Source organism: Paenibacillus sp. S-38 (assembly GCF_049942825.1).
Taxonomy (GTDB): Bacteria; Bacillota; Bacilli; order Paenibacillales; family NBRC-103111; genus Paenibacillus_G.
Genome location: NZ_CP187970.1, coordinates 7,166,829 through 7,190,925, shown reverse-complemented (window position 1 = coordinate 7,190,925; position 24,097 = coordinate 7,166,829). Strand labels below are relative to the sequence as shown.

Here is a 24,097-nt window from a genome sequence, read left to right as displayed (position 1 = left end):
AAGTCAGGCTGAGCATGACCGGCTCCTTCTTCAGCCTATTCTCTCAGAGGGTGACAAGCCGCCTTGCACTCCAACGATAAGAGGGATGCGGCATAAAGCCGCATCCCTCTTATGATGGAAGCCTCCACGCCGGCCTCCGCCCGGTCTTACTTATATCCGCCGAGCAGGTAATTGTAGAACGGCTCGTCGACCCAGAACGTGTACGAATCGACGCCTGCGTCCGGCTTGATCTTCTTGATGCCGTCGGCAAAGGCCTTCTCCTGGTCGACGAGCGTGAACGTCTGCGCATAGTATCCGTCGCCCTGGATCACATTGTTCGCAATAAGCTTATATTCCGTCAGCTCCGTCAGCGAATAGTAGAGCGGCTGCCACCACGAGCCGGTGATGAGGCCGGGCTGGTCTTCGCTGTTCTTTTTGGCATAGGCGGAGATGACCCCGTTGAACATCTCCTTCTGCTCCGCGGTATCGAACTCGAAGGAGAGATCGTACTCGCGGGCATAGGCGATGCCGTTGCCGTTCTCCAGCGGCACGACCTTGTAGTCCGGCGAAGTCTCGGGCTCGCCCCACTCTTTCAGATAGAGGAAGGCGGAGGTCTTCGGCTCGAGCTGGATCTTCGCATGCAGCCCTTCGCTGCGCAGCAGGCCGATCAGCTGAACGGCATGGGCGATGTCGCTGTGCCCGTACGTGAGGGAACGGGCCTTGTCAAAGTGCGGGGCATACCGCTCATCCTTCAGGTTGTAGCCGGTGATGAGCCCTTCCTTCAGCGCCTGGTCGACGGCAGGCTGCAGGGCCGGCACCTCGATCAGCACCTGGGTGCGGTAGGCCTGCAGCAGCTTCGCATAGACCTCGTTGTCTTCGGTCGTCGTCAGGTATTGCTTGTATTCGCCCCGCACTGAGAGGACCTGCCCGAGCAGCACGGCGGTAAAGTCTTTGCCGGCCGGCGCCCAAGGGTCGAAGGACGCGGTGTAGGCGTCAGGCAGCAGGCCGCTGTCAGCCGCCGCCGCCAGCTCCTGGGCGGCCTGTAGCGTCAGCCGGCCGTCGCCGGGGTAAGCCAGGCCGAGACGGGAGAGCGAAGCCTGCACCTTCTCCTGCGGGTACGTGTAGGCAAGCTCCTTGAGACCGGCAGCCTTCACGGACAGATAGAGGGCGGTGCCCTGGGTGAGCGAAGCGGCAGCGCCCACGGTGTCCGAGGTCAGGATGCCCTGGCTGTATAAGGCGAGAGCCGGACGGTACACGACGTCGCTCACGGATACATCCGTGAAGGGGCCGGCGATGGCGGCGTCCCCGAGCTCCAGGATCTCCGCCGTTTCGGCGATAAAGTCCCCTTTGGTAGGCGCTGCAGGCAGGCTCAGCCCATAGCGGTTCTGCAGGAAGGCTTCGATGGCTGCGGGCGTCTCGACCGGCCCCGCGGCCGCAGCGGCGGAAGCCGGGTGGGCAGACGGGAGGCCGTAGGGGAGGGAGAGCCCCGAGAAGGCGAAAGAAACGGATAAAGCGAGGAGCGTACGAGTCCGGAACGTGAAACGGTGCGGCATGCGAATTCCTCCTAATCAATATTAGTTATTCCTATATGTATAGTATGTTATGGAAGATCTTACTTGGCCCCGGACCGGCTGTCAATACTAAAGTAGGAAGCCGCCGGAGAAAAGAGGGTTGACATTTTGTTCAATATTGTCATAATGATATTATAAAAATGAAAATAAGGTGGAGGAAGCGCATGGCAGCTGAGAACGAGAAGAACTACTCGGCGAAGAATTACCGCACCCCGGACGGGGCCCCGGCTGATATCGTGATCTTCACGATCACTTCGGAGTCGCAGATGACCTCGACCAAATCGCTGCCGAAGCGGGAGCTGAGGGTGCTGCTCATCCAGCGCAAGGTATGGCCGTACGAGGGGCACTGGGCTCTTCCCGGCGGCTTCTCGCGGGAGACCGAATCGATGTACGAGACGGCGCGGCGGGAGCTTCAGGAGGAAGCGGGCGTGGGGAACGTGCATATGGAGTACCTCAACGTCTACAGCAGCCCCGGGCGGGATCCGAGGGGCTGGATCCTCTCCCATGTATTCTGCGCGCTGGTCCGGGAGGAGCAGCTGGCGGAGCGGAGGGCTTCCGATGATGCCGTGGATGTAGGGCTGTTCAGCGTGGAAGAAGCCCTGACGCGGATGGATCTGGCATTCGACCACAGAGAGATGATCGTCGAAGCGCTGGAGCATGTGCGGGAGCGGATGCTGCTGACGCCACTGGCCAAGGAATTCCTGCCGCCGGAGTTCACCCTCGGGGAGCTCTATCAGGTGATCCGCACGGTGGTGCCGGCCTTCGAAGAGGCGAATTTCATCCGGAAGATGAAGTCGACGCAGAGCCGCAGCGGCATCCTGGAAGAGGTGCGGGACCACAAGGGTGAGCTCAAGAAATCGAACGCCTACTCCCAGCGTGCCGCGCAGCTGTACCGATTTACCGGGAATGTGCCGAAGCTGTCGCTGTACGGGTGACCAATTTTTTTTAATTAACAATATAGTCAAATTGATAGTATAAAAAGGAGAGTATGCTTATGAGCCGGACATGGGAATGGATTCTTCTGATCTTGGGAGCGGCCGGGTTCGCCGCGGCCACCTCCTCGTCGCTGCTGGAAGGGGCGGCGACCGCGACGGGACTGATGAGCGTCTGGCTGACGGCCCGGCAGAACCTGTGGTGCTGGCCGGTCTCGCTGGTCAACGTCGTCTGCTTCTTCTTCCTCTTCCGCGATGCGAAGCTGTATGCGGATATGTCGCTGCAGCTGCTGTACTTCGTGCTCAGCATTCAAGGCTGGATCGTGTGGTTGACGGGGAGAGGGGAGGCCAGGGTGCGGCCGACCCGCCGGCTGACCGGCAGGCAGGCTGTCAGTGGGGTCCTTCTCCTCGCAGCCTTGTCGGCCGGATGGGGCCATGTGCTCGCCCGGTATACGGACGCTTCGATCCCGTATCTCGATGCGTTCATCGCTTCGCTCAGTCTGCTCGCCCAGTTCCTGCTCTCGAGCAAAGTGCTCGAGAACTGGCTGCTCTGGATCACCGTCGACGCGCTGTCGGTGGGGATGTACGCTTATAAGGAACTGTATGGGGTGGCTCTGCTGTATGCCGTGTTTCTCGGCATTGCCGCGGGCGGCTGGGTACAGTGGCACAGGGAATACCGCAGGCAGCGGACGGCCCTCCTGCAGGTTAGCGATGCGGAGGTGGGAATATGAATACCGGTGATACGGGTGCAAAAGCAACCCTCGGCCTCACGCTGGGCAAATTCGCCCCGCTGCACAAGGGGCATCAGTATATGATCGAGACGGGGCTGCAGGAGACGGACCATCTCATCGTCGTCATCTACGACTGCCCCGAGACGACGGACATTCCGCTGACGGTGCGCGCCGGCTGGATCCGGAGGCTCTACCCGGAGGCCGAGGTGATCGAAGCGTGGGACGGTCCCGCGGAGACAGGGTATACGCCGCGCATCCAGAAGCTGCAGGAGGATTATATCCTTGGGCTGCTCGGCGGCCGGCGCGTGACGCATTTCTTCTCGAGTGAGCCGTACGGCGATCATATGAGCCGCAGGCTCGGGGCCGTGAACCGGCAGGTCGATCCGGCGCGGACCGTCTTCCCGGTCTCAGGGACGGCGGTCAGGCAGCAGCCGTACGCGAACCGCGCCTACGTGGACGGAGTCGTCTACCGCGACCTGATCACGAGAGTGGTGCTGCTCGGCGCGCCTTCCACGGGCAAGACGACGCTGGCTTCCGCCCTGGCCGAGGCGCACGGCACGGCCTGGATGCCGGAGTACGGACGCGAATACTGGGCCGCGCACCAGCAGGACCGGCGCCTGACCCCCGAACAGCTCGTCGAGCTGGCCGAGGGGCATGTGGAGCGGGAAGAGAAGCTGGCGGGCGAGGCGGACGGGGTGCTTTTTACGGATACGAATGCGGTCACGACCTATCTCTTCTCCCTGGATTACCACGGCATGGCACTGCCACGGCTGGAGGAGCTGGCCCGGAAGGCGGCCGCCGCTTACGACCTTGTCTTCCTGTGTGGTGACGATATTCCTTACGACGACACGTGGGACCGGTCGGGAGAGGTTCATCGCGGCAAGTTCCAGAAGCGGTTCACCGCGCTGCTCAAGGAGTGGCGCGTGCCTTATATTGAAGTGAGCGGCACGCTTGAAGAGCGGGTGGCCGCGGTGTCGGCCGTGCTCCAGGCGTACCGCAGGTATGAGAGTCTGGGCAATCGGTGGGCTTCGGGGCTGCAGGCAAGCAGGTAGAGGGCCCCTGTGCGAAGGGAGAGGAGAGATGCAGATGAATATCATGGATCGAATCCGAGGCGGCTTATACGGCACGGCTGTAGGGGATGCGCTTGGCGGCACGACGGAGTTCATGACCCGGGCGGAGATCCGGAAGAAGTACGGCAGGCTGACGGAGATGATCGGAGGAGGGGTATGGGACCTCGACCCTGGGGAAGTGACGGACGACACGATGATGACCCTGTGCGTGGCCGAAGGCATCCTGGCCTGCCCGGAGGACCCGATGGGAGCGATCGGCGAGCGGTTTCTGGATTGGTACCGGTCGGACCCAAAAGACATCGGCAACATCATCCGGCGGGCCCTGCAGCGGTACAAGGGAGACTGGTTCGAAGCGTCGTTCGTCACCGATCAGGATCTCGGAGGCTTCACTGCGGGCAACGGCTCCCTGATGCGCTGTCTGCCGGCGGCCCTGATCTATACCGATAGGGAGCGGATGGAGACGGTCACGCGGATGCAGTCGAAGATGACGCACTGGGATGAGCGGTGCAGCGAAGCCTGCGTGATGTACAACCGGATGGCGTACCGCCTGCTGCAGGGGGAGGAGCTGGGGCTTGTGCTCGCATCGGAGACGGCCGGCACTCCTTATGCGGAGGCGCTGGGCGGCGAGCCGGACTGCGGACCGACCGGGTATGTCGTGGATACGTTCCGGTGGGTGCTGTACATTTTGAATACGACGCATAGCTTCGCCGAGGCCGTGCAGGAAGCCGCCAACCTCGGCGGAGATACGGATACGATCGGGGCCATCGCCGGAGGCTTGGCCGGCGTGTATTACGGATATGGCGGCATTCCGGAAGCCTATGCCGGGAAGATTCGGATCAAGGAGCGGCTGGATGAGCTCGCGGAGCGGATAGCTGCGTACCGAAGGGAAGCCAGCGACAGGTGAGGAGCTCTCTGAAGAGTTGCGAAATTTACTGAACGTGCTTCAAGAAAGGATGGAACAACCCATGAACCGATCGGGGAGAGCGGCGGTGGCCGCGCAGACGTTGGAGATTCTGGAGGCGGGCGGATACGGGAACCCCAAGGGCGAATGGGTCGACCTTCACGCGGCGCAGGAGGCGGCCGTGCGGGGCTCGGTCCTGTACCGGCCGGGCACCGATGAGGAGCTGCACGGGCGCGCTTCAGCGCTGCAGGCAGCGGTATCCGGTGCAGACGGACGCAGCCAAGCCGCGGTGCGCATCGAGCTGACGCCCGAGACGACGCTGGCCGCGGCTTACCGCTGCTGGCGCGAGGACGGCGGGCCGGCCGCCTGTCTGAACTTCGCCTCCGCGAAGAATCCGGGCGGCGGCTTCCTCGGCGGGAGCCAGGCCCAGGAGGAGAGCCTGGCCCGCGCGAGCGGCCTGTATCCCTGCATCGTGCAGATGCAGGAGATGTACGAATACAACCGGGGACGGCGGACGGCGCTCTACTCGGATTACATGATCTACTCGCCGGCCGTACCCGTCTTCCGGGACGATGAGGACCGTCTGCTGCCCGAAGCTTACCCGGCGGCATTCATCACGGCGCCGGCCGTGAACGCGGGCGTGATCCGGGAACGGGAGCCCGAGGCCGAAGCGCAGATCGGCGCCGTCATGCGCGGCCGCATCCGGCGGGCGCTGTACGCGGCTGTGCTGCACGGGCACCGCACGGTGGTCCTCGGAGCCTATGGCTGCGGGGTATTCCGCAACCGCCCTCAGGAGGTGGCGGTCTGGTTCCGCGAGGTGCTGGTGGAAGAGGTGTTCGCCGGGGCGTTCGCGCGTGTCGTCTTTGCGGTCTACGATCGCTCGGCCGGGCAGGCGGCGTACAAGGCATTTGAGCGGGAGTTCGGCGAGTAAGCCGGGGCGTCCGCCTGTACGAACCGCTCCAGCTGGAGCAGGCAGTACTCGATCATCTGCTTCCGGCGCTTTTCAGCCCCAGCCCTCCGGCTTGGCCTTGCGCCGCAACCGCTGCCACCTCTCCCCACTTCCCAACCCTGCGGGATTCTGGTACAGTGATTACACCATAATGATGACATGCCGGGGCGGCAGAGGGGAGTCCATCCCGCTGCCGAACTCCGGACCGGAGGAATACCGGCCTGGCCTATGCCGGGCTATTGGTATGTCCTGCGATAGAGAGGACCGACTATGTACAAATTACTGCTTGTGGAAGATGAAGCGGACGTAAGGGAAGGCATTCTCGCGGAGATCGATTGGGCGGCCTGCGGCTTCGAGCTCGTGGATGCGGCAGAGAACGGCCAGGAGGCGGTCGAGCTCATGGAACGCTTCGTGCCGGACGTGGTTGTGACGGATATCCAGATGCCGTTCATGGACGGGCTGCAGCTCTCCGAATGGATCCGCGATCATTATCCGACGACGAAGATCATCATCCTGACGGGCTTCGACGAATTCGAATACGCCCAGAAGGCCGTCAAGCTGCATATTGATGAGTATTTATTGAAACCGTATTCGTCGGAGGACTTGGTAAGCATGCTCGCCAAAATCAAGAGCCAGATCGACGACGAAGCGGCGCGCAGGGAGAACGTGCAGACGCTGCAGGAGCATTACCGCAAGAGCCTGCCGGTGCTCCGTGAGGTGTTCCTTGCCTCCCTGGTGACCCGGCGTTTGCCGCTGCGGGAGATCCAGGAGAAGTGCGAGAGCTATAATCTCGACCTGCAGGGCTGCGGGTTCGCGGTGTCGCTGCTGTCGCTCGACAACCTCGGAGCGGATGATCAGGAGGGGCCAGCCGATTCCGGCTCGCTGCGCCGCTCCAAGGACACGGAATTGAAGCTCTTTGCCGTGCTGAACATTGCTGAGGAGATTGTGGCCCGCCACGATCTCGGCCTGGTTTTCGTTCACAACCGCCATGTGGTCGTGCTAAGCGCGGTCAAAGGGGCACAGCGTGAGCCGCTCATGGAGCGTACGCTCGCGGTGCTCGAGGAGATCCGGCAGAGCATCGACAAGTACCTCAAGTTCACGGTGACGATCGGGGTCGGCACCTTCTGCCCGGCGCTGCCCGAGGTAGCGTACTCTTTCCAGGACGCGGTGCTCGCTCTCGACTACCGGCCGATCCTTGGCGACAACCGGATCATTTGCATCAGCGACGTCGAGACGCGCTTCGTGGAGAAACTGCGCTTCGACGAGCTCAAGGAGCATGCGCTGATCCGCTGCCTCAAGGTGGGGACGCCCCAGGAGATCGGGGAGATCGTCGAGAGCCTGTTCGAGGGCATCGCCGACATGGGCGTATCGTTCAAGGACTATCAGATCTACCTGATCGAGATCCTGACGGCGATCCTGAAGGCGGCCAAGGATTCCAATGCGGACCTGGACGCCATCTTTGGCCCGGATTTCGTGCCCCTGGCGGAGCTGCACAAGTTCACGAACCCGCAGGAGGCCAAGAACTGGGTGCTCGGCATATGCACGAATATCATGAGCCGGATCGCCAGCGAACGGCAGTATGCTTACAAGTCGCTGGTCGACCAGGCGAAGGAATACATCCAGCAGCATTATCATGAGACGGACATTTCGATCAACAAGGTGTGCGGGATGCTGCATATTTCGGCGGGCTATTTTTCGTCGATCTTCAAAAAAGAAGCCAAAACCACCTTCGGCTCCTACCTCAGCCAGATCCGCATGGAAGCGGCGAAGGAGCTGCTGCGCACGACGGATCTGAAGGCGTTCGAGATTGCCGAGAAGGTCGGTTATGCGGAGCCGAACTATTTCAGCTTCTCGTTCCGCAAGTATGCGGGCGTTTCGCCGAAGGAATACCGGAGCGCGGCGGCCGAGGGCCAGCGATGAAACGGCGGGTTCCGCAGCCGCCGGGCCGGGGACCTTTGTCTTCCCTAATCGACATCTGGAAGGTGAAGAGCATCCAGTTCATCATCACGGCGTCCTTCATGCTGATGACGCTTCTCGTGATGGTCGTCGTCTCAGTCCTGCTCTACGACAAGTTCGCCCGGACCGCGGAGCAGAATGCGTTCATCGGCAATGAGCAGATCGTAGAACAGGTCAAGCTCAATGTGGAGATGTATCTGGACGGCATGGCCCAATCATTCAAAATGGTCGATGAGCGGATCCGCGCCTCGAAGACCGTGCCGGACGCGAAGCTGGAAGAGCAGCTCGCGACCATTCTTGAAACCCGCAGCGATGTAGTCTCGATGGCGTTGTTCACAGCCGAGGGCTCCCCGGTGGCTCATCTGCCGGAAGTGGAGATGCGGCGTAACACGCGGATTACGGAACAGAGCTGGTTCCGGTCGGCCGTTGAGAATCCGGGCCATGTGTCCGTTTCGCTGCCGCATGTGCAGAACCTGTACAAAGGCAAGTATCCGTGGGTCGTCTCGATGAGCAGGAGCATCATCCTGGAGCGGGACGGCGTGCGGGAGCCGGCGGTGCTGCTCGTGGATTTTAACTTCAAGACGATTGACGACCTGCTCAGCCGGGTCAGCCTGGGACAGCGCGGCTATGTGTATATCATCGATGAGTCGGCCGGGAACATGGTATACCATCCCCAGCAGCAGCTGATCTATGCCGGTCTGAAATACGAGAATGTCGAGCAGGCGATGAAGTATGCTTACGGCAACTACGTGGACGACAGCACCGGGGAGACACGGCTCATCACGATCCAGACCGTCAATAACATCGGGTGGAAAATGATCGGCGTCTCCTACATGAACGAGATTGTCACCGCCAAGCGGGAGATCGGCTGGTTCCTCGCCTGGCTGATGCTCGGGGTGCTCGTGTTCGTGCTGCTCCTGTCGGCGTTCATGTCGGCGAAGATATCCCAGCCGATCCGCCGGCTGGAGCGTTCGATGAGCAAGGTGGAGCAGGGCGTCTTCGACATCCATATCCAAGAGGGCGGAGAGGATGAGGTCGGGCGGCTCTCCCGGCGCTTTAATCTCATGGTCGCCCGCATCCGCGAGCTCATGGAACAGAGCGTGAAGGAGCAGGAGGCCAAGCGTAAGAGTGAGCTCGAAGTGCTGCAGTCGCAGATCAACCCGCACTTCCTTTATAACACACTGAATTCCGTGGTCCGCCTGGCGGGCAGCGGGAAGAGCGAGGAGGTCATCCGGATGATCACCTCCCTGTCGAAGTTCTTCCGGATCTCCCTCAGCAAGGGTAAATCGGTCATCACGGTGCAGGAAGAGCTTGAGCATGTGCGCAACTATCTCATCATCCAGATGATGCGGTACAAGAACAAATTCCGCTTTGAGATCGAGTGTGAGGACGAGGTAAAAGACTGCCCGACCGTCAAGCTCATCCTGCAGCCGGTGGTGGAGAATGCGATCTACCACGGCATCGAGATGATGGTCGACGAAGGGTTCATCTCCATCCGGGCGGAGCGGGCCGGCGACCGGGTGCGCATCACGGTCGCGGACGACGGGCTCGGCATGCCGCCCGAGAAGGTGCGGGGGCTGCTGCAGGCGGAAGCGGTTGAGGGCGGAGGGACCGGCACCGGTGTCGGCATCCGCAATGTGCATGAGCGCATCCGGCTGATGTACGGGGAAGAGTACGGTCTCGAGATTGAGAGCCGGCTGGAGGAGGGCACCACGGTAACGTTGTGGATTCCATACCAGGCGGGCGCGAGAGGAGGGGAGAGCGGATGAGCAGACGCCTCCCAAGACGGAGTATGCTTCTGTTTTCGCTGCTGGCGGCCGCGGTCGGTGTCACCTCATGCGGCACGCTGACGCAAACGGCGGGAGCGGGATTACCCGCAAGGAAAGAGATAGCCCTGATCGTCAAATCGAAGAACAGCGACTACTGGAAAGCGGTCATCAGCGGGGCGGAAGCGGCGGAAAAAGAATTCAATGTCGATGTCCTGGTGGAAGCGCCGGAATCGGAGCAGGATATCAAGGGGCAGATCGCCTTGGTCTCCGATGTCATCAACTACAAGCGCAGCGCTTTGGTTCTGGCTCCGAGCGATGACACGGAGCCCGCCGAGGTGGTCGCCAGAGCCGCGGCGAACAATATCCCCGTCATTACGATCGACTCGCGCCTGAATTCGCCGAAGCCGCTCAGCTATATCGGTGTCAACCATTATGAAGCGGGCGAGAAGGCCGGCCTTAAGCTGGCCGAGCTGCTGGGCGACCAGGGCCGGGCGGCCGTGGTGGGCTTCAAGCCGGACGGCCAGGCCGCCGCCGAGCGGGAGCGGGGCTTCCTCGACGAGATGGCCCGGCACCCGAAGATCCAGATCGTCGAGAAGACGTACTGCTATGCGGACCCGGAGGAGTGCGGCGAGGGAGTGCGACGGCTGGCCCACGCTTTGGACACGCCGACAGGCATCGCTGTGCTGCACGGCTCATCGACCCGCGGGGTCGTGGCGGAGATTGTGAAGGAAGGGCTCGAGGGCCGGGTGAAGCTCGTGACCATGGACAGCACATCTGAAGATATCGAATACCTGCAGGAAGGGATCGTGCAGGCGACGATCATCCAGAACCCGTTCTCCATGGGCTATCTCGGCGTTCAATACGCGGTCGAGGCGCTGGAAGGCAAGCGGGTGAAGGATGCCTTCTATACGGATACGAAGGTGATCGACCAGGCGAATATGTTCTGGTCCGATAATCAGAAGCTGTTGTTCCCCTTTGTGAAGTGACCTTATCGAGTAGGAAGTGTTGGATAGGCAATAAAGTCAAGAACCCGCAGCGGCCGCTGCGGGTTTTTTGCTCTTTTCGAGCCCTTCCGGCTTAGGCTTTGTGCTAGAAGCATCTGCGGACGTTTGGGCAGAGGAAATAGTTATAATGAACGAAACCGACTACCTCTTTGCATCACGTAGGTTGAAGTTGGAAATGACTTGGAATGAATAAACCAATCATATCCAAAACAGAGCTACAAACAAAAAGGAGTCGGTTAGTAATGAGTATGTCCACAAAGTATGTAGGGTTAGACGTATCCAAGGAAAAAATTGCCGTTGCCATAGCCACGGAAAATCGAGATGAGCCCGTGCGGTTCTGGGGGACGATTCCCCATACCAAGGAGGCCGTGCGAAAGTTAGTCAAGCAGCTTGCAAAGGACGATGAGATCAAACTCGACGTTTGCTATGAGGCCGGGCCTACAGGGTTTCAGCTGTATCGTTGGTTCCTTGAACTCTTTGTCAATTGCAGCGTCGTTGCGCCCAAAGCATTGGATGGCAACAAGCGCATTAAAACCGACAAAAGGGATGCTATACGTTTAGCGCAGCTCTACAGGGCCAGAGAGTTAACCGAAATCTACGTACCTACACCCGAGGACGAAGCACTGCGGGATTTGGTTCGGGCCCGGGAGGATGCGGTTCAGGATATGAATCGGCACAAGCAGCGGCTAACGAAGTTCCTGCTTCGGCACCAGCTTCATCCACCGGGCGGCACGAAGTTATGGACATCGGCCTACGAGAACTGGCTGGATACCTTGCGCTTTACGGATGCGTGCGAGGATATAGTCTTTCAAGAATACCGCAACACCATCAGGGAGGCCGCAAACCGGATTGGGCGATACGAAAAGGAAATGGAACGGCAGGCTTCGGCAGGGTGCCAGGCTACCATGATTCAGGCGCTGCAAGGACTTCATGGTATTGCTTTAGTTACGGCCACTACTCTTGCGGCCGAACTCGGAGATCTCGCAGGAAGATTTGCTTTTGCGCCGCAGCTTATGAGTTATTCCGGATTGGTACCTTCGGAAAGTTCAAGCGGAGGCAGCCGCTGGCAAGGGCGAATCACGAAAGTCGGTAATGCGCATATTCGACGGGTACTGGTCGAAGCCGCCTGGACCTACCGGAGCAAACCTGCTGTAAGAAGAGCCCTGCGGGAGAGGCAAAAGGAGCTCAGTTCGGAGATTATTGAGATCTCTTGGAAGGCGCATAAAAGACTGCATCATAAATTTAATAGGTTAAGCTTCAGGGGAAAGAACAAAGGAACCATCGTTACCGCCGTGGCCAGGGAGCTCCTGGGATTTTATCTGGGCTATAGCCAAGGAAGTCCAGAAGCAAAGGGCGGCAGCATAATCGCTTGTGCTTGTAATAGAAGTTTGAAAATACGAAGAAGGAGGTGGTAAGAGAACGGATTTGAGGAAGATGCGTTACATTCTTTGGCTTACAAAGCTAGGCAGAGAGAAATCCGCGTAGTTCCGCTGCACAAAGCAAGGGAACAGGAGCTTTATGTGCGTTGATAGTTAGCAGGAAACTCTCTGGTCGTATGTAATCACATGTGAGAACCCACGAATATCAGGTTGCCAGCCGGCGCAAAGAACCATTTTGCCCTCGTGCCAAGGAATGTAGACATGTCCCGTTGTTCTCAGGAAAAAACATTGCAGGGAGCACCGCCCCCTGCACCCCGTTACTCGCCGTAAGGCGGGGTCTGACTTGATAGTCAGACACGTATACAAGTATGGGAAGAAAGAGGTAGCCTGTCAAAAAGAGCACCTTGACAGGCTTAGTTTGGAGTACAAAAAAACAGGGATACGTGCTGGGAGTTGCTCGGTTACGTTCATATCAGCGGAACTAAGATTCGTTATGTTGGTCATCGAAGGGAAGTTTTAAAGATAAAGGAACTCAGATTCGCTATTAGGGGAAATGAGGCTGTTTTTCGCTAAAACGGGACTGTTAAGGAACCTGAGTTCCGCTATTCCTTGGGAAATGACGGGAAATAGAAGAATAAAGAATCTCAGTTCCTTTATTTGTGAGATTTCCGATTGCCCAGACCGCCGGGTCGGAACCGCGCCATCCGCCGGGTCGCAGAACCGCGCCGTCCGCCGTCTCGCGGAACCGCGCCGTCCGCCGGAACGCGGAACCGTGCCGTCCGCCGGGTCACGGAACCGCACAGGCCGCCGGAACGCAGAACCGCGCAGTCCGCCGGGACGCGGAATCTCGAAGACCCGCCTGTCCACTCGGGGGTGCGGGACAGTCCTATTTTCCATGCGACAAAAGTCTGAAATTTTCGACATAATCTTAGCTTTTTCATAACACATGAGAATTTCGATAGAACACATGAGGATATTGCATGGGTTTTTGGCACAAAATTAACGATAATGAAAGGGTAAAGCAATCCAGTAAACAAAAAAAGAAATAACGGAGGTCTTTTACGGATGAACAAAAAAGTGGTTTCCATGATGCTTGCTGCTGCACTCGCGACAACAGTTGTAGGCTGCGGAAATAAAACGGACACTAACGCCGGCACAGCGAACAACAACGCAGGCGGCGCGAAGACCGAAACCGGTACGACGGCTGGCAAACAGCCAACGATCGGCGTAGCGATCTACAAATTCGACGATACGTTCATGACGGGTGTTCGTAACGCGATCAGCGCTGCAGCGGAAGGTAAAGCCAAAGTCGATATCGTAGACAGCCAGAACTCCCAGCCGACCCAGAACGATAAAGTCGACCTGTTCATCACGAAAAAAGTTAACGGCCTTCTCGTGAACCCGGTTGACCGTACGGCAGCGGGCGTTATTATTGACAAAGCGAAAACGGCAAACATTCCGGTTGTCTTCCTGAACCGCGAACCGCTGGCTGACGATATGAAGAAGTGGGACAAAGTATACTATGTAGGCGCGAAAGCCGAGCAGTCCGGTACGATGGCGGGCCAGCTGGTAGCCGACTACTTCAAAGCTCATCCGGAAGCGGATAAGAACAAGGACGGCAAGCTCCAATACGCTATGCTGAAGGGCGAGCCTGGACACCAAGACGCCGAGCTGCGCACGAAGTTCGCAGTGAAAGCCGTAGAAGACGCTGGGATCGGCGTAGAGAAGCTGGCAGAAGACACAGCGATGTGGGACCGCGTTAAGGGCCAAGAGAAAATGGCAGCCTTCCTCGCATCCCAAGGCGACAAGATCGAAGCGGTATTCGCGAACAACGACGACATGGCTCTCGGTGCGATCGAAGCCCTCAAAGCCAAAGGCTACTTCCAAGGCGGCAAATACATGCCTGTTGTCGGCGTAGACGCTACGGCTCCAGCTGTAAAAGCGCTTGAAGAAGGCACGATGCTCGGTACGGTACTGAACGATGCGAAGAACCAAGGTGCGGCATCCTTCGCCTTGGCGAACGTCCTCGCTTCCGGCCAAACGCCAAGCAAAGAGAACACGGGCTTTGAAATCACTGATGGCAAGTACATCTGGGTTCCTTACAAGAAGATCACGAAAGAAAACATGAACGACGCGAAATAATTCGTTCAGCAATCCGCTCTGCAGGAAACAACGGCAGGGGGCCAGGTGAAACAGGTGCCTGCTCCCTTGCCTTTTTCATGAAATGATTCACCGGGAAGTGCGATCCACGGATTATACGAATCACCGCTGCTGTCATCCTCACTATATACAAACATACACATACTGAATTCGGGTGCCTCTGACAGGAGATTCCAGTCCCCTGACGGAACTGGGAGGAGGCGTATCCAATACGCAGGGGGGCGTTACCATGACTGATACGAAATACTTGCTTGAGATGAACGGCATTGTCAAAGAGTTTCCCGGCGTGAAAGCGCTGGACGGAGTAACGATCAAAGTGCGTCCCGGCACGGTGCACGCGCTGATGGGAGAGAACGGCGCCGGCAAATCGACGCTGATGAAATCGCTATTTGGAATCTACAAACCCGATGCGGGCGAGATCATTCTCGACGGCGAGAAGGTGGAGATCAACAACTCCAAGGATGCGCTGAACTACGGCGTATCGATGATTCACCAGGAGCTCCATCCGGTACCGCACCGCAATGTCATGGAAAACATTTGGCTCGGGCGTTTCCCGCTGAAGGGATTCGGGCCGTTTAAAATAGTGGACCACCGAAAAATGCTCGAGGATACGAAGAAGCTGTTCGAGGATCTCGAGATGGATATCGATCCGAAGGAGCTCGTAGGGAATCTCTCGGTATCGAAGATCCAGTCCCTGGAGATCGCCAAGGCGGTATCCTTCAATTCCAAGATTATCGTGATGGACGAACCGACGTCCTCGCTCACGGGCAATGAAGTAGAAGCCCTCTTCAAGATCATCAACGAGCTGCGCTCCCGCGGTGTCAGCATGATCTATATCTCGCACAAAATGGAGGAGATCCTCCGCATCTCCGATGATGTCACGATCATGCGTGACGGCAAGCTGATCGGCACCTGGCCGGCAGCCGACCTCACCACGGACCTGATCATCCAGCGGATGGTCGGACGCGATCTCAGCCAGCGCTTCCCGGACCGAACCAACGTGCCGGGCGGTGTTCTGATGAAGGTGGAAGGCCTGACCTCCCCGCTGCCGAAGTCGTTCAAGGACGTATCCTTCGAGCTGCGCAAAGGCGAAGTGCTTGGTCTCGGCGGGCTCGTCGGCGCCCAGCGGACGGAGCTCATCGAAGCACTGTTTGGCCTGCGGGCGGTGGAGTCGGGCGAAGTCTCGATCCACGGCAAGAAGGTCAAGATCAAGTCGCCGATCGACGCGAAGAAGCACAAGATGGCGCTGCTGACCGAAGAACGCCGCGTTACGGGGATCTTCCCGGTGCTCTCGATTCACGAGAATGCGATGATCGCGAACATCGACCGCTACGAAACTCCGTTCAAGCTGCTTAATGAGCGCAAGGCCAAGGAAGAAGTGGCCCGGAGCGTGGAGAAGCTGAGAGTCAAGACGCCGTCGGTCCGCGAGAAGATCAAGAACCTGTCGGGGGGCAACCAGCAGAAGGTGCTGCTGGCCCGGTGGCTGCTCACCGAGCCGGATATTCTGCTGCTTGACGAGCCGACACGGGGGATCGACGTCGGGGCGAAGTTCGAGATTTATTCCATCATCAACGACTTGGCGAGCCAAGGTAAGAGCATCATCATGATTTCGTCCGAAATGCCGGAGCTGCTCGGGATGTCCGACCGGATCATGGTCATGTCGGAAGGCAGAATGACCGGCATCGTAGAAGGCAAGGGCGCAACGGAAGAAGAAATCATGCGGCTGGCCGCCAATCACTGAGAGGTTCACCGGAGGAGGAGCTACTACTATGAATACCAAAAAACTCGGCGGGTTTCTGACACAGAACGCCATCTATATCGTACTGATCCTGCTTGTCGTCGGGATCGCCATCAAGGATCCGACGTTCCTGTCGATCAACATCCTGCGGGATATCCTGCTGCAGAACTCGACCCGCGCCATCATCGCGCTGGGCGCCGCCTTCATCCTCATCACGGGCGGAACGGACTTGTCATCCGGACGTATCGTGGGCCTAAGCGCCGTACTGTCCGCTTCCATGCTGCAGGCGAGTGACTATCCGCGCCTGTTCTACCCGGAGCTCGGTGAGATTGCGCTGATCATTCCGATTGTAGTGGGGATTCTGGCAGGTTTGGTTGTCGGTCTGATTAACGGTTGGGTTGTCGCGAAGCTGAGCGTACCACCATTCATCGCCACCCTCGGCACGATGGTTATCGTGTACGGCGTCAACTCGCTCTACTTCGATATGAAGCCGAACGAATCGCAGCCGATCGCAGGCCTTCGCAAGGACTTCACCAATATCGGTACAGGCTTTATCGGTCCGAACGGTCCGTACTCGATTCCTTACATCGTCATTATCGCCATCATCATCGCCGTGATCGTGTGGGTCGTCTTCAACAAAACGCGTCTCGGCAAGAACATGTACGCCATTGGCGGCAACATCCAGGCAGCTACCGTTTCCGGTATCAACGTGGCACGCAACCTGATCTATATCTATGGTGCAGCAGGCGCCCTGTATGGTCTGGGCGGTGTGCTCGAAGCGGCAAGAACGGGCGGCGCAACGAACAACTACGGGAACATGTACGAGCTTGACGCCATCGCAGCGTGCGTAGTCGGCGGCGTGTCGACGGCAGGCGGGATCGGTACCGTACCGGGCGTACTCGCCGGTGTTCTGATCTTCGGTGTCATCAACTACGGTCTGACCTTCATCGGGATCAGTCCTTACTGGCAGCTGATTATCAAAGGTCTGATCATCGTCGCTGCGGTAGCATTTGACATCCGAAAGTACTTGGCGAAGAAGTAAGAATAAAGTAGAATAATGTTGAAAGCTGTCGGGCTCTCCGGCAGCTTTCTCTTATAAAACAATTGTAGGCGTTTTCATATTTTTAAAGGAGAGGGTCCCGTGAAGATTAGTGTCAGACAGAAAATTGTAGGGGCATTCGTTGCAGTCGCGCTGCTGACGGGGGCGGCCAGCGGTATATCGTATTCCTTCCTGAACAAGATTGACCGTTCCTACTCATCCCTGCTTGAAGACAACTCGAGAATGCTGGAAGGGGTAGGCCAGGTGCTGGCGTTTACCCAGCAGCAGAATGCGATGCTGTTCGGATATTTGGTGGAGCCGACCAAAGAGAAAGAGGCGTCGCTCCAATCGCTGAACGAGCAGCTGTCCGGCAAGATCAAGGAGCTGGAGGGACTGGCCTCCGGCGAGGACGCGCTCAGCGAAGTGCAGAAAATGGGAGAGTCGAATCAGACGTTCGCCCGCTTAACTCAGAAGGTAACGGAATATATCGACCGCAAGGAGCCGGGGCTGGCGCGCAGCGAAGCGCTGATATGGGCGGTTCCGACCACGCAGACGCTGGAGCAGGCGGCCGCACATATCAGTGAGCAGCAGAAGGCTCTGATGGCTCAGCGCCAGGCGGAGAATGCGGATGTGGTATCGGCGACGGAGACCTCGCTGCTCATCGTCAGTTTGTTCGTCCTCTTGTTCGCTATAGCGATCGGTCTTCTGCTCTCCCGCAGCATCGTCCGTCCGATGCGGGAGATGGTCCAGGCCGCAGGCCGGATCGCGGACTGTGATCTGACGGTAGGCGATCTGCGCATTGCGAGCCGGGATGAGATCGGCGAGCTGGCCGGCGCGTTCAACCGGATGAAGGCGAGTCTGCATGAGATGGTCTCGCGCGTGGGCCAGTCCGCCCAAGAAGTGGCGGCTGCGGCAGAAGAGCTTAACGGCAGCTCGGGTCAGGTAAGCGAGGCGCTTCAGCAGATCACCGAGATCGTGCAGGACATCTCAGCCGGCACCGAGCAGCAGGTCGGCAGTGTACAGGCCGGCGTCGGTATTATTGAAGGCGTGTCGTATCAACTCGGCAGCATCACCGGCATCACGGAAGCGGCGGATGCCACTTCGGCCGAAGCGCGCCGTACGGCGTCCTCCGGCGATGAAGCAATCCGCTCGGCCATGGAGCAGATGCAGTCCATTCTCGCCAAGATGCAGGAGCTCACGGCGGCCGTTGAACGGCTTGGCGGCCGGTCCTCGCAGATCATGGCGGCCAACGAGCTCATCGCCGGCATCGCCCAGCAGACGAACATGCTGGCGCTGAATGCCTCCATCGAGGCGGCACGGGCCGGGGCGGCCGGACGAGGCTTCGCCGTCGTAGCCGATGAAGTACGCAAGCTGTCGATGCAGACGACGGATGCGGCGGGAGAGATTGCCGGCCTGATCGAAGGCATCCGCTCCGAGACGGCCGCGGTAGTCCAGGGCGCAGCGGCGGGAACCCAGGAAGTGGCCCGCGGGATCGGCATCGTGGAAGAGGCCGGATCGGCCTTCCGCCGGATTCACGAAGCCGTCGATGATGTCGCACGTCAGATGCTGCGGGTATCTGAGGAGACCAAGGCGATCGCTGCGGAATCCCGCAGTGCCGTCTCGACGATGCACTCCGTTCAGGAAGTCGCAGCGGCGGCGGCGGAGAGCACGCATTCCGTTTCCCACCACGTGGAAGGGCAGTTCGCTTCGATGGAGGAGATTGTCTCCTCTTCTACGATGCTCAGCCGCATGGCCGAAGATTTGTCTGACCTGATCCGTAAATTCCGCGTGTGACCGTTGAGGCGTCTCCCACCTTAAGGTTTTGGCCGGGCGGGGGGCGTCTTTTTTGCTGGGGAGGGTGCTTAGTCTTAGGCAAGGAGGAACGGGCCGGCTTATGGGGCCCGTGGTCCTACATAGGCCAGGCGGGAGCGGAATGGCTGTTCCGTATCCCCAGCATCATGACGTTCGCACCTTGTTCGTGTACAATGGAAATATAATCCTCCGGCAGCGGCACCGCCGTTCCTATTCCTAATCGCACCCGAGAAACTCCGCCGGTAGAACCAAAGGGGACCGAATGTTGAAAAGGAAATTGCTTATAGCCCATGGGCAGCCATTCTTCCGTACTTGGCTGCGCACGTTAGTGGAAGACAGCAGGACAGGCTGGTCGGTTGTAGGCGAGGCGGGCAGCGGTGAGCAGGTCTGGGATCAGATCCGGCACACCCGCCCCCATCTCATTCTGTGCGATCTTGCAACACCGGAATTGGAAGGCGGGGAGCTGGCCCGGGGGCTTCAGGAGCTCCGGATGAAGCCGCTGCTTGTCGTCATGGCGGAGGAGAAGGAGCTCGCGGAGGCAGAGGCGGCCTGGAAGCATGGGATATTCGACATGATCGTCAAGCCCTGCAGCCAGGAGAGAATTCTCCGGCTCCTCCGCAGGGCCTATGTCCATAGTCTGGTCAAAGAGAGGCGGCAGGCAGCGCAGGAGCCCGGCCCTGCCGGGGCCGACGAACCGGGGCCGGCCGCCGAGCGGCTTGTCCGGTGGCGGGAATACCTGCAGAGCGGCAGGTTCACCCTCTGGAAGCGGGAGGCCGCTTCCCTGGCGGAGCAGCTGGCTTTCCTGCCCCACGCGGAGGCGAAACTGGAAGCGCTGCAGCTGGTGGCCGGCGCTCACGCTTCGCTGAAGCGGCATCTTGGGCAGAGCGCGCCCGAGTTCGACTATGAAGCGGGCCTTGAGCAGGTGCTTGCCCTCTACTCTTCGAAGGAGGCTGCGGAGTGGGCCGGGGCGGTGCTCGCCCGCTTCGCCAAGGGGCTCAGCAGCCGGCCCTCCCATGCGGACCGGGGCATTATCCGTCAGACGCTTGCCTATTTGACGGCGCATTACATGGAGCCGTGCAGCGCCGGCGATATGGCGGACCGCTTTCATATGAGCCAAGCTTATTTCAGCAAGCTCTTCAAGCGGGAGACCGGAGAGACGTTCTCCGGCTGCCTGACCCGCCTGCGCATGGAGCAGGCGGAGCGGCTGCTCGCCGGATCCGATCTGCTGATCTCGGAGGTGGCGGCCGGTGTGGGGTACGATGATCCGAACTATTTTGCCAGTGTGTTCCGTGAGACGCACGGCGTTACGCCTACGGAGTTCCGCAGACAGAACAAGGAACGGCAGGAATCTGCTTTTCAGTCGATGAAGTACCAATCCATCCCCTAGCCGCCCGGCAGGGGATTTTATTTTTCTCCCCTATTCGCCCTGACTAGGGCTGGAGAGAACTTCAGCCGTGCCGTTTCGCGGACCTCCGACATATAATTCCTGATAATCGACAAAAAATTCAAGGTCCTTAGCCCTTCCCAATTGTAAAATTATCTTTAGGATTGGAGACCACATATAAACAAAGACAAAAAAAGAAAATCAAAGGAGATCGATACTGTAATGAACGTAGGTACTTCCACAAGCCGTAGGCATGAAAGCAGGCTGCTGCCTTCATGAACAAGCATACCGTCAGAACCGGGCTGCTGCTGAGCGCTATCCTGTTCGGTCTGCCGGCATTCCCTCCTCCTGCAGCAGCAGAGTCGAGGCCGATCGCCGTGATTGATGATCTTCAGAACTGGGATACGGCATTCAAGCGGTCCTCCACGCTCAGCCTGGCTTCCAATATGACCAATGCCGACGATCCTACCCGTGTGCAGCGGAGCGCCGCCTACAATGAATATCTGATCTACCAGGCTCCGGGCGGATTCGGGTCCTTCACTGTGTATACTTATGTGAATGAAATGTACAAACCGTACGACCATCTCCAATTCTTCACTTCCTCAGACGGTGTGACCTACCAGGAGGTTATCCCGCAGCAGTATGAGGACGGAGGGCATTTGAGCCTGCTGGTCTATGAGGCTTCAGGTCTTCCGGAGGGGGCTCGCTATCTCAAGATTCGTTATAGAGGCGGGGTCATCCTCAAATCGCCTTCGATCGGCAAGGTCGTGCTGGGCAGCCCGGCTTCCGTACAGGCTTCGGTCCCATCCGGCATCGTTGCGCTAGGTACTCCCGTTACGCTGGCGACACCGACGGAGGGTGCCGCGATCTATTACACGACCGACGGCAGCGACCCCAAAACCTCATCGGCACGCAAGCTGTATTCGGCTCCGATTGAGATCCCGGGGGCGGAAGTGCTGGATCTGGCCGCTTACGCCGAGGTCACGGACGGGATGGGCCGGAAGATCGGCGGGCGAATCTCGAGATTCAACTATGCGGCGATGGGGCCGGAGGATATCCGGACTGCGGCTTCGGCCGATACGATGGTGGATGAGGCCCAGCCGGACAAAGCCTTCGGAAATGCCCCGGCCGTGAACGTGCGCCGAAGCCGGATCAAGGACGCCTATTTCACCTTCAGCCTCCAGAATTTCAACGCCCTGTCGGATACGGCAAAGGTGCTGCTGCACGGGTATGCCGCGGACAGTACGCGCGAGCCGGCCAATCTGCAGCTGTATCCGGCTGCGAGCGGCTGGTCGGAGGCTTCGGTGACTTATCAGAGCCAGCCGGAGCTGCTCTCGGAGACGCCGCTTGCGGTCAAGCCGCTTGCGTACGGTCTGCCGGGCTGGATCCAGTTCGATGTGACCGAGTATGCGAGAGAGCAGAAGCGGCTCGGACGGAATTCGATCTCGGTAGCCCTGCGCAACGGCACCCAGGGAACGACGAAGATTGACTCCAGGGAGAGCGGTGGAACGGCACCGTTCCTGAAGATCACCTCGGGGGGCGGGCTCTCGCCGTCCGGTCTGGTCGACGGTCTGGATTCCTTTGCCCTGCTGTACAAGCGGTCGAATATTCTCATCTCTTCCAACGACACGCCTTACTTCGGCGGAGATGCCAGCCGGTTCACCCGATTGAGCACACAGCCCGGCTTCATCGTCTATAAACTCGATTCCGGCCTGCGTTCGTTCATGGTATCAAGCTATTTTTATACGGGGATCCCGATCGTTCACAACAAACTCTATACTTCCTCGGATGGGGTGAATTATAAAGAACTGCCGGTTACGGTGTATCCATCCGGTTCTGCGGTCGGGAACTGGCAGCAGTATATCTATGAAGCTTCTTCGCTGCCGGAGGGCACGCTTTATCTCAAGATCGAGATGCTGGGAGAGAGCAAATCCTGGACGCCGCAGCTCTCTAAGGTTAGTCTTAACCAGCATACCTCCTCGGTGCAGGTGAATACGTCCTTCGTAGACAGCTCGCTCAAGATCGAGCTGATGACGCCGTCCGCACCGGCGCGGATTTTCTTCCGCACCGACGGGGAGGGCGGCTTCAAGACGTATCCGGGTCCGATTACGCTCTCGGGCTACCACACGCTGGAGGCGTATGCCGTGAAGAACGGGCTCGAAGCCAGTCCGGTCCGCCATTTTAGAATTAATGCCACGGGTCAGGCCCAGGTCGACCGCTTCGGCCAGATGATGACCAGCGATTTTGCCGGGAAGGTCAGGTCGGATGAGGAGCTTGCCGCAGATGTGAAGGCGGATGAGGCGTACTATGCATCCCTGCAGGCACCGGCCGACCGGGATGCGTACGGCGGGCTTAAGGGAAGCTCCTGGACCTATGGCATCCCCAAAACCGGGTTCTTCGATATCCGCAGGGCAGGGGGCCGCAAAGTGATGACGACCCCGGAGGGGAATGTGTATTTTTCCCTCGGGATGAACGGAGTTACGCCGAACGAGACCTATACGAAGGTGACGGGCAGGGAGCAGACCTTTGAATGGATCCCTCAGTATACCGGTGAATACCGTGCCGCTTTCCTCGGCTCCCAAGACAATTTCTCGTATTATCTGGCGAACAAATTCCGCAAGACCGGCAGTATTCCCTCCTCGGTCAGCTTCTATACGGAAGCAGTGGAGCGTCTAAAGAAGTGGGGCTTCAACGGGGCCGGCGCCTGGACTCCGGTGCAGGTGGTCCGCGGCCAATCGTTCCCTTATACGGCCATGCTTCCGATGGCAAGCATCAGTGCCGGTAAGCTGGAGGGGCTCTCGCTCTTCGATATATTCGCGCCGGACGCCGCGGAGCAGATGGAGAAGGTCTTTGCCGCGGCACTCCCTGCGCTGAAGGATGATCCGATGCTCATCGGGTACTTTATCGATAACGAGTACGATTACCACAAGTTCTACACAGGGGTGCCGAAGCTCAAGGGGCACACGGCCATGAAGCGCAAGCTCGTGGATATGTTCCGCAGCCAATACGGTACGATGGACGCCTTCAATGAGGCTTGGGACACGCCCTATACCTCGTTCGACGAGCTCTATGACGCCGAGCTGACGGTGCGTCCGGGTCAGGCGTATCTCGATATGGATGCCTTCTTCCGGTTGTATCTCGATACGTTCTACGGAACGGTCTCCCGGCTTTTCCACCAGTACGACGGGAATCATCTGCTGCTCGGGGACCGGTGGATTACCATGACGGCGGCGAATGTGAGGGTGAGGGGGCTGCTCGCCGAAGCCTCCGGCAAGTATCTTGATGCGATCTCGATCAACCATTACAGCGCACGCCTGGACAAGGATATGCTGAATGATGTGCACACCAAGTCAGGCGGCAAGGCGATCCTGCTCAGCGAGTTCAGCTTCGGCACGGCCGAGCAGGGGTTGAAGCCGATCGTGCCGGGGGCGGCGTCGAGCCAATATGAGCGCCAGCTCCGGTACCGAAGCTACGTGGAAGGGGCCGCATCCCTCGGCTATGTAGTCGGAGCCCATTGGTTCGATTATGTGGACCAGGCGGCTTCGGGCCGCTACTGGGAAGGCTACGGGGGGGAGCGTTACAACTCAGGGCTCGTGAATGTGGCGGACCGCCCGTACAAGGAGCTGCTTGAAGGAATGATGGCGACACACAGGAATATCTACAATGTCGTCATGGGGAAGACGCGTCCGTTTCAGGAATAACGGGTGAGAACTGAGGCGGAGG

Annotated in this window: 16 protein-coding genes; 15 read left to right on the top strand and 1 reads right to left on the bottom strand. The window is 58.9% G+C overall.

Features of this window, described 5'->3' with window-relative positions:
• Window positions 1-146: 146 nt before the first annotated feature.
• Window positions 147-1,532: a hypothetical protein gene (locus ACP26L_RS31375; protein ID WP_426449475.1), complete on the bottom strand. Its 1,386-nt coding sequence runs from the start codon at window positions 1,530-1,532 to the stop codon at window positions 147-149.
• 182 nt (window positions 1,533-1,714) lie between these two features.
• On the opposite strand from ACP26L_RS31375, the gene ACP26L_RS31370 reads away from it, so the two are divergent.
• From ACP26L_RS31370 to ACP26L_RS31300, 15 genes are all read left to right on the top strand, one after another.
• On the top strand, window positions 1,715-2,485 hold the full coding sequence (locus tag ACP26L_RS31370; RefSeq protein WP_426449473.1) for an NUDIX domain-containing protein: 771 nt from the start codon (window positions 1,715-1,717) through the stop codon (window positions 2,483-2,485).
• Window positions 2,486-2,544: 59 nt separating this feature from the next.
• Window positions 2,545-3,213, top strand: coding sequence for a nicotinamide riboside transporter PnuC (gene pnuC / locus ACP26L_RS31365; protein WP_426449471.1), 669 nt, complete (start codon window positions 2,545-2,547; stop codon window positions 3,211-3,213).
• On the top strand, window positions 3,210-4,265 hold the full coding sequence (locus tag ACP26L_RS31360) for an AAA family ATPase (protein WP_426449470.1): 1,056 nt from the start codon (window positions 3,210-3,212) through the stop codon (window positions 4,263-4,265). Before pnuC ends, ACP26L_RS31360 begins: the two co-directional genes overlap by 4 nt.
• 34 nt (window positions 4,266-4,299) lie before the next feature.
• Window positions 4,300-5,187 (top strand): ADP-ribosylglycohydrolase family protein, encoded by an 888-nt coding sequence (locus tag ACP26L_RS31355; RefSeq protein ID WP_426449468.1) that lies wholly within the window; start codon window positions 4,300-4,302, stop codon window positions 5,185-5,187.
• Window positions 5,188-5,248: 61 nt separating this feature from the next.
• A complete protein-coding gene (locus ACP26L_RS31350) occupies window positions 5,249-6,115 on the top strand; it encodes a TIGR02452 family protein (protein WP_426449466.1) in 867 nt (288 codons plus the stop codon).
• A gap of 288 nt (window positions 6,116-6,403) precedes the next feature.
• Complete coding sequence (locus ACP26L_RS31345) at window positions 6,404-8,053, top strand: response regulator (RefSeq protein ID WP_426449464.1); 1,650 nt, start codon at window positions 6,404-6,406, stop codon at window positions 8,051-8,053.
• Window positions 8,050-9,858: a sensor histidine kinase gene (locus tag ACP26L_RS31340; protein WP_426449462.1), complete on the top strand. Its 1,809-nt coding sequence runs from the start codon at window positions 8,050-8,052 to the stop codon at window positions 9,856-9,858. Before ACP26L_RS31345 ends, ACP26L_RS31340 begins: the two co-directional genes overlap by 4 nt.
• A complete protein-coding gene (locus ACP26L_RS31335) occupies window positions 9,855-10,844 on the top strand; it encodes a substrate-binding domain-containing protein (RefSeq protein WP_426449460.1) in 990 nt (329 codons plus the stop codon). Before ACP26L_RS31340 ends, ACP26L_RS31335 begins: the two co-directional genes overlap by 4 nt.
• A 260-nt stretch (window positions 10,845-11,104) precedes the next feature.
• On the top strand, window positions 11,105-12,277 hold the full coding sequence (locus ACP26L_RS31330; protein ID WP_426449458.1) for an IS110 family transposase: 1,173 nt from the start codon (window positions 11,105-11,107) through the stop codon (window positions 12,275-12,277).
• A 1,029-nt stretch (window positions 12,278-13,306) separates the two neighbouring features.
• Window positions 13,307-14,383 (top strand): galactose ABC transporter substrate-binding protein, encoded by a 1,077-nt coding sequence (locus ACP26L_RS31325; protein WP_426449456.1) that lies wholly within the window; start codon window positions 13,307-13,309, stop codon window positions 14,381-14,383.
• 247 nt (window positions 14,384-14,630) lie between these two features.
• Entirely contained in the window at window positions 14,631-16,142 is a 1,512-nt protein-coding gene (locus ACP26L_RS31320; protein ID WP_426449454.1) for a sugar ABC transporter ATP-binding protein, read from the top strand.
• Window positions 16,143-16,170: 28 nt separating this feature from the next.
• Complete coding sequence (gene mglC / locus ACP26L_RS31315) at window positions 16,171-17,181, top strand: galactose/methyl galactoside ABC transporter permease MglC (protein WP_426449452.1); 1,011 nt, start codon at window positions 16,171-16,173, stop codon at window positions 17,179-17,181.
• A 99-nt stretch (window positions 17,182-17,280) separates the two neighbouring features.
• Window positions 17,281-18,972: a methyl-accepting chemotaxis protein gene (locus tag ACP26L_RS31310; protein WP_426449451.1), complete on the top strand. Its 1,692-nt coding sequence runs from the start codon at window positions 17,281-17,283 to the stop codon at window positions 18,970-18,972.
• Between the two features lie 280 nt (window positions 18,973-19,252).
• Window positions 19,253-20,377 (top strand): helix-turn-helix domain-containing protein, encoded by a 1,125-nt coding sequence (locus tag ACP26L_RS31305; RefSeq protein WP_426449449.1) that lies wholly within the window; start codon window positions 19,253-19,255, stop codon window positions 20,375-20,377.
• A 272-nt stretch (window positions 20,378-20,649) separates the two neighbouring features.
• Window positions 20,650-24,075: a DUF7594 domain-containing protein gene (locus tag ACP26L_RS31300; RefSeq protein WP_426449447.1), complete on the top strand. Its 3,426-nt coding sequence runs from the start codon at window positions 20,650-20,652 to the stop codon at window positions 24,073-24,075.
• Window positions 24,076-24,097 lie beyond the last annotated feature (22 nt).

What these genes read in the sequence shown, in the direction of transcription:
- ACP26L_RS31375 (WP_426449475.1), bottom strand. Translation starts at nt 1,532, where the DNA reads ATGCCGCACCGTTTCACGTTCCGGACTCGTACGCTCCTCGCTTTATCC.
- ACP26L_RS31370 (WP_426449473.1), top strand. Translation starts at nt 1,715, where the DNA reads ATGGCAGCTGAGAACGAGAAGAACTACTCGGCGAAGAATTACCGCACC.
- pnuC (WP_426449471.1), top strand. Translation starts at nt 2,545, where the DNA reads ATGAGCCGGACATGGGAATGGATTCTTCTGATCTTGGGAGCGGCCGGG.
- ACP26L_RS31360 (WP_426449470.1), top strand. Translation starts at nt 3,210, where the DNA reads ATGAATACCGGTGATACGGGTGCAAAAGCAACCCTCGGCCTCACGCTG.
- ACP26L_RS31355 (WP_426449468.1), top strand. Translation starts at nt 4,300, where the DNA reads ATGAATATCATGGATCGAATCCGAGGCGGCTTATACGGCACGGCTGTA.
- ACP26L_RS31350 (WP_426449466.1), top strand. Translation starts at nt 5,249, where the DNA reads ATGAACCGATCGGGGAGAGCGGCGGTGGCCGCGCAGACGTTGGAGATT.
- ACP26L_RS31345 (WP_426449464.1), top strand. Translation starts at nt 6,404, where the DNA reads ATGTACAAATTACTGCTTGTGGAAGATGAAGCGGACGTAAGGGAAGGC.
- ACP26L_RS31340 (WP_426449462.1), top strand. Translation starts at nt 8,050, where the DNA reads ATGAAACGGCGGGTTCCGCAGCCGCCGGGCCGGGGACCTTTGTCTTCC.
- ACP26L_RS31335 (WP_426449460.1), top strand. Translation starts at nt 9,855, where the DNA reads ATGAGCAGACGCCTCCCAAGACGGAGTATGCTTCTGTTTTCGCTGCTG.
- ACP26L_RS31330 (WP_426449458.1), top strand. Translation starts at nt 11,105, where the DNA reads ATGAGTATGTCCACAAAGTATGTAGGGTTAGACGTATCCAAGGAAAAA.
- ACP26L_RS31325 (WP_426449456.1), top strand. Translation starts at nt 13,307, where the DNA reads ATGAACAAAAAAGTGGTTTCCATGATGCTTGCTGCTGCACTCGCGACA.
- ACP26L_RS31320 (WP_426449454.1), top strand. Translation starts at nt 14,631, where the DNA reads ATGACTGATACGAAATACTTGCTTGAGATGAACGGCATTGTCAAAGAG.
- mglC (WP_426449452.1), top strand. Translation starts at nt 16,171, where the DNA reads ATGAATACCAAAAAACTCGGCGGGTTTCTGACACAGAACGCCATCTAT.
- ACP26L_RS31305 (WP_426449449.1), top strand. Translation starts at nt 19,253, where the DNA reads ATGTTGAAAAGGAAATTGCTTATAGCCCATGGGCAGCCATTCTTCCGT.
- ACP26L_RS31300 (WP_426449447.1), top strand. Translation starts at nt 20,650, where the DNA reads ATGAACAAGCATACCGTCAGAACCGGGCTGCTGCTGAGCGCTATCCTG.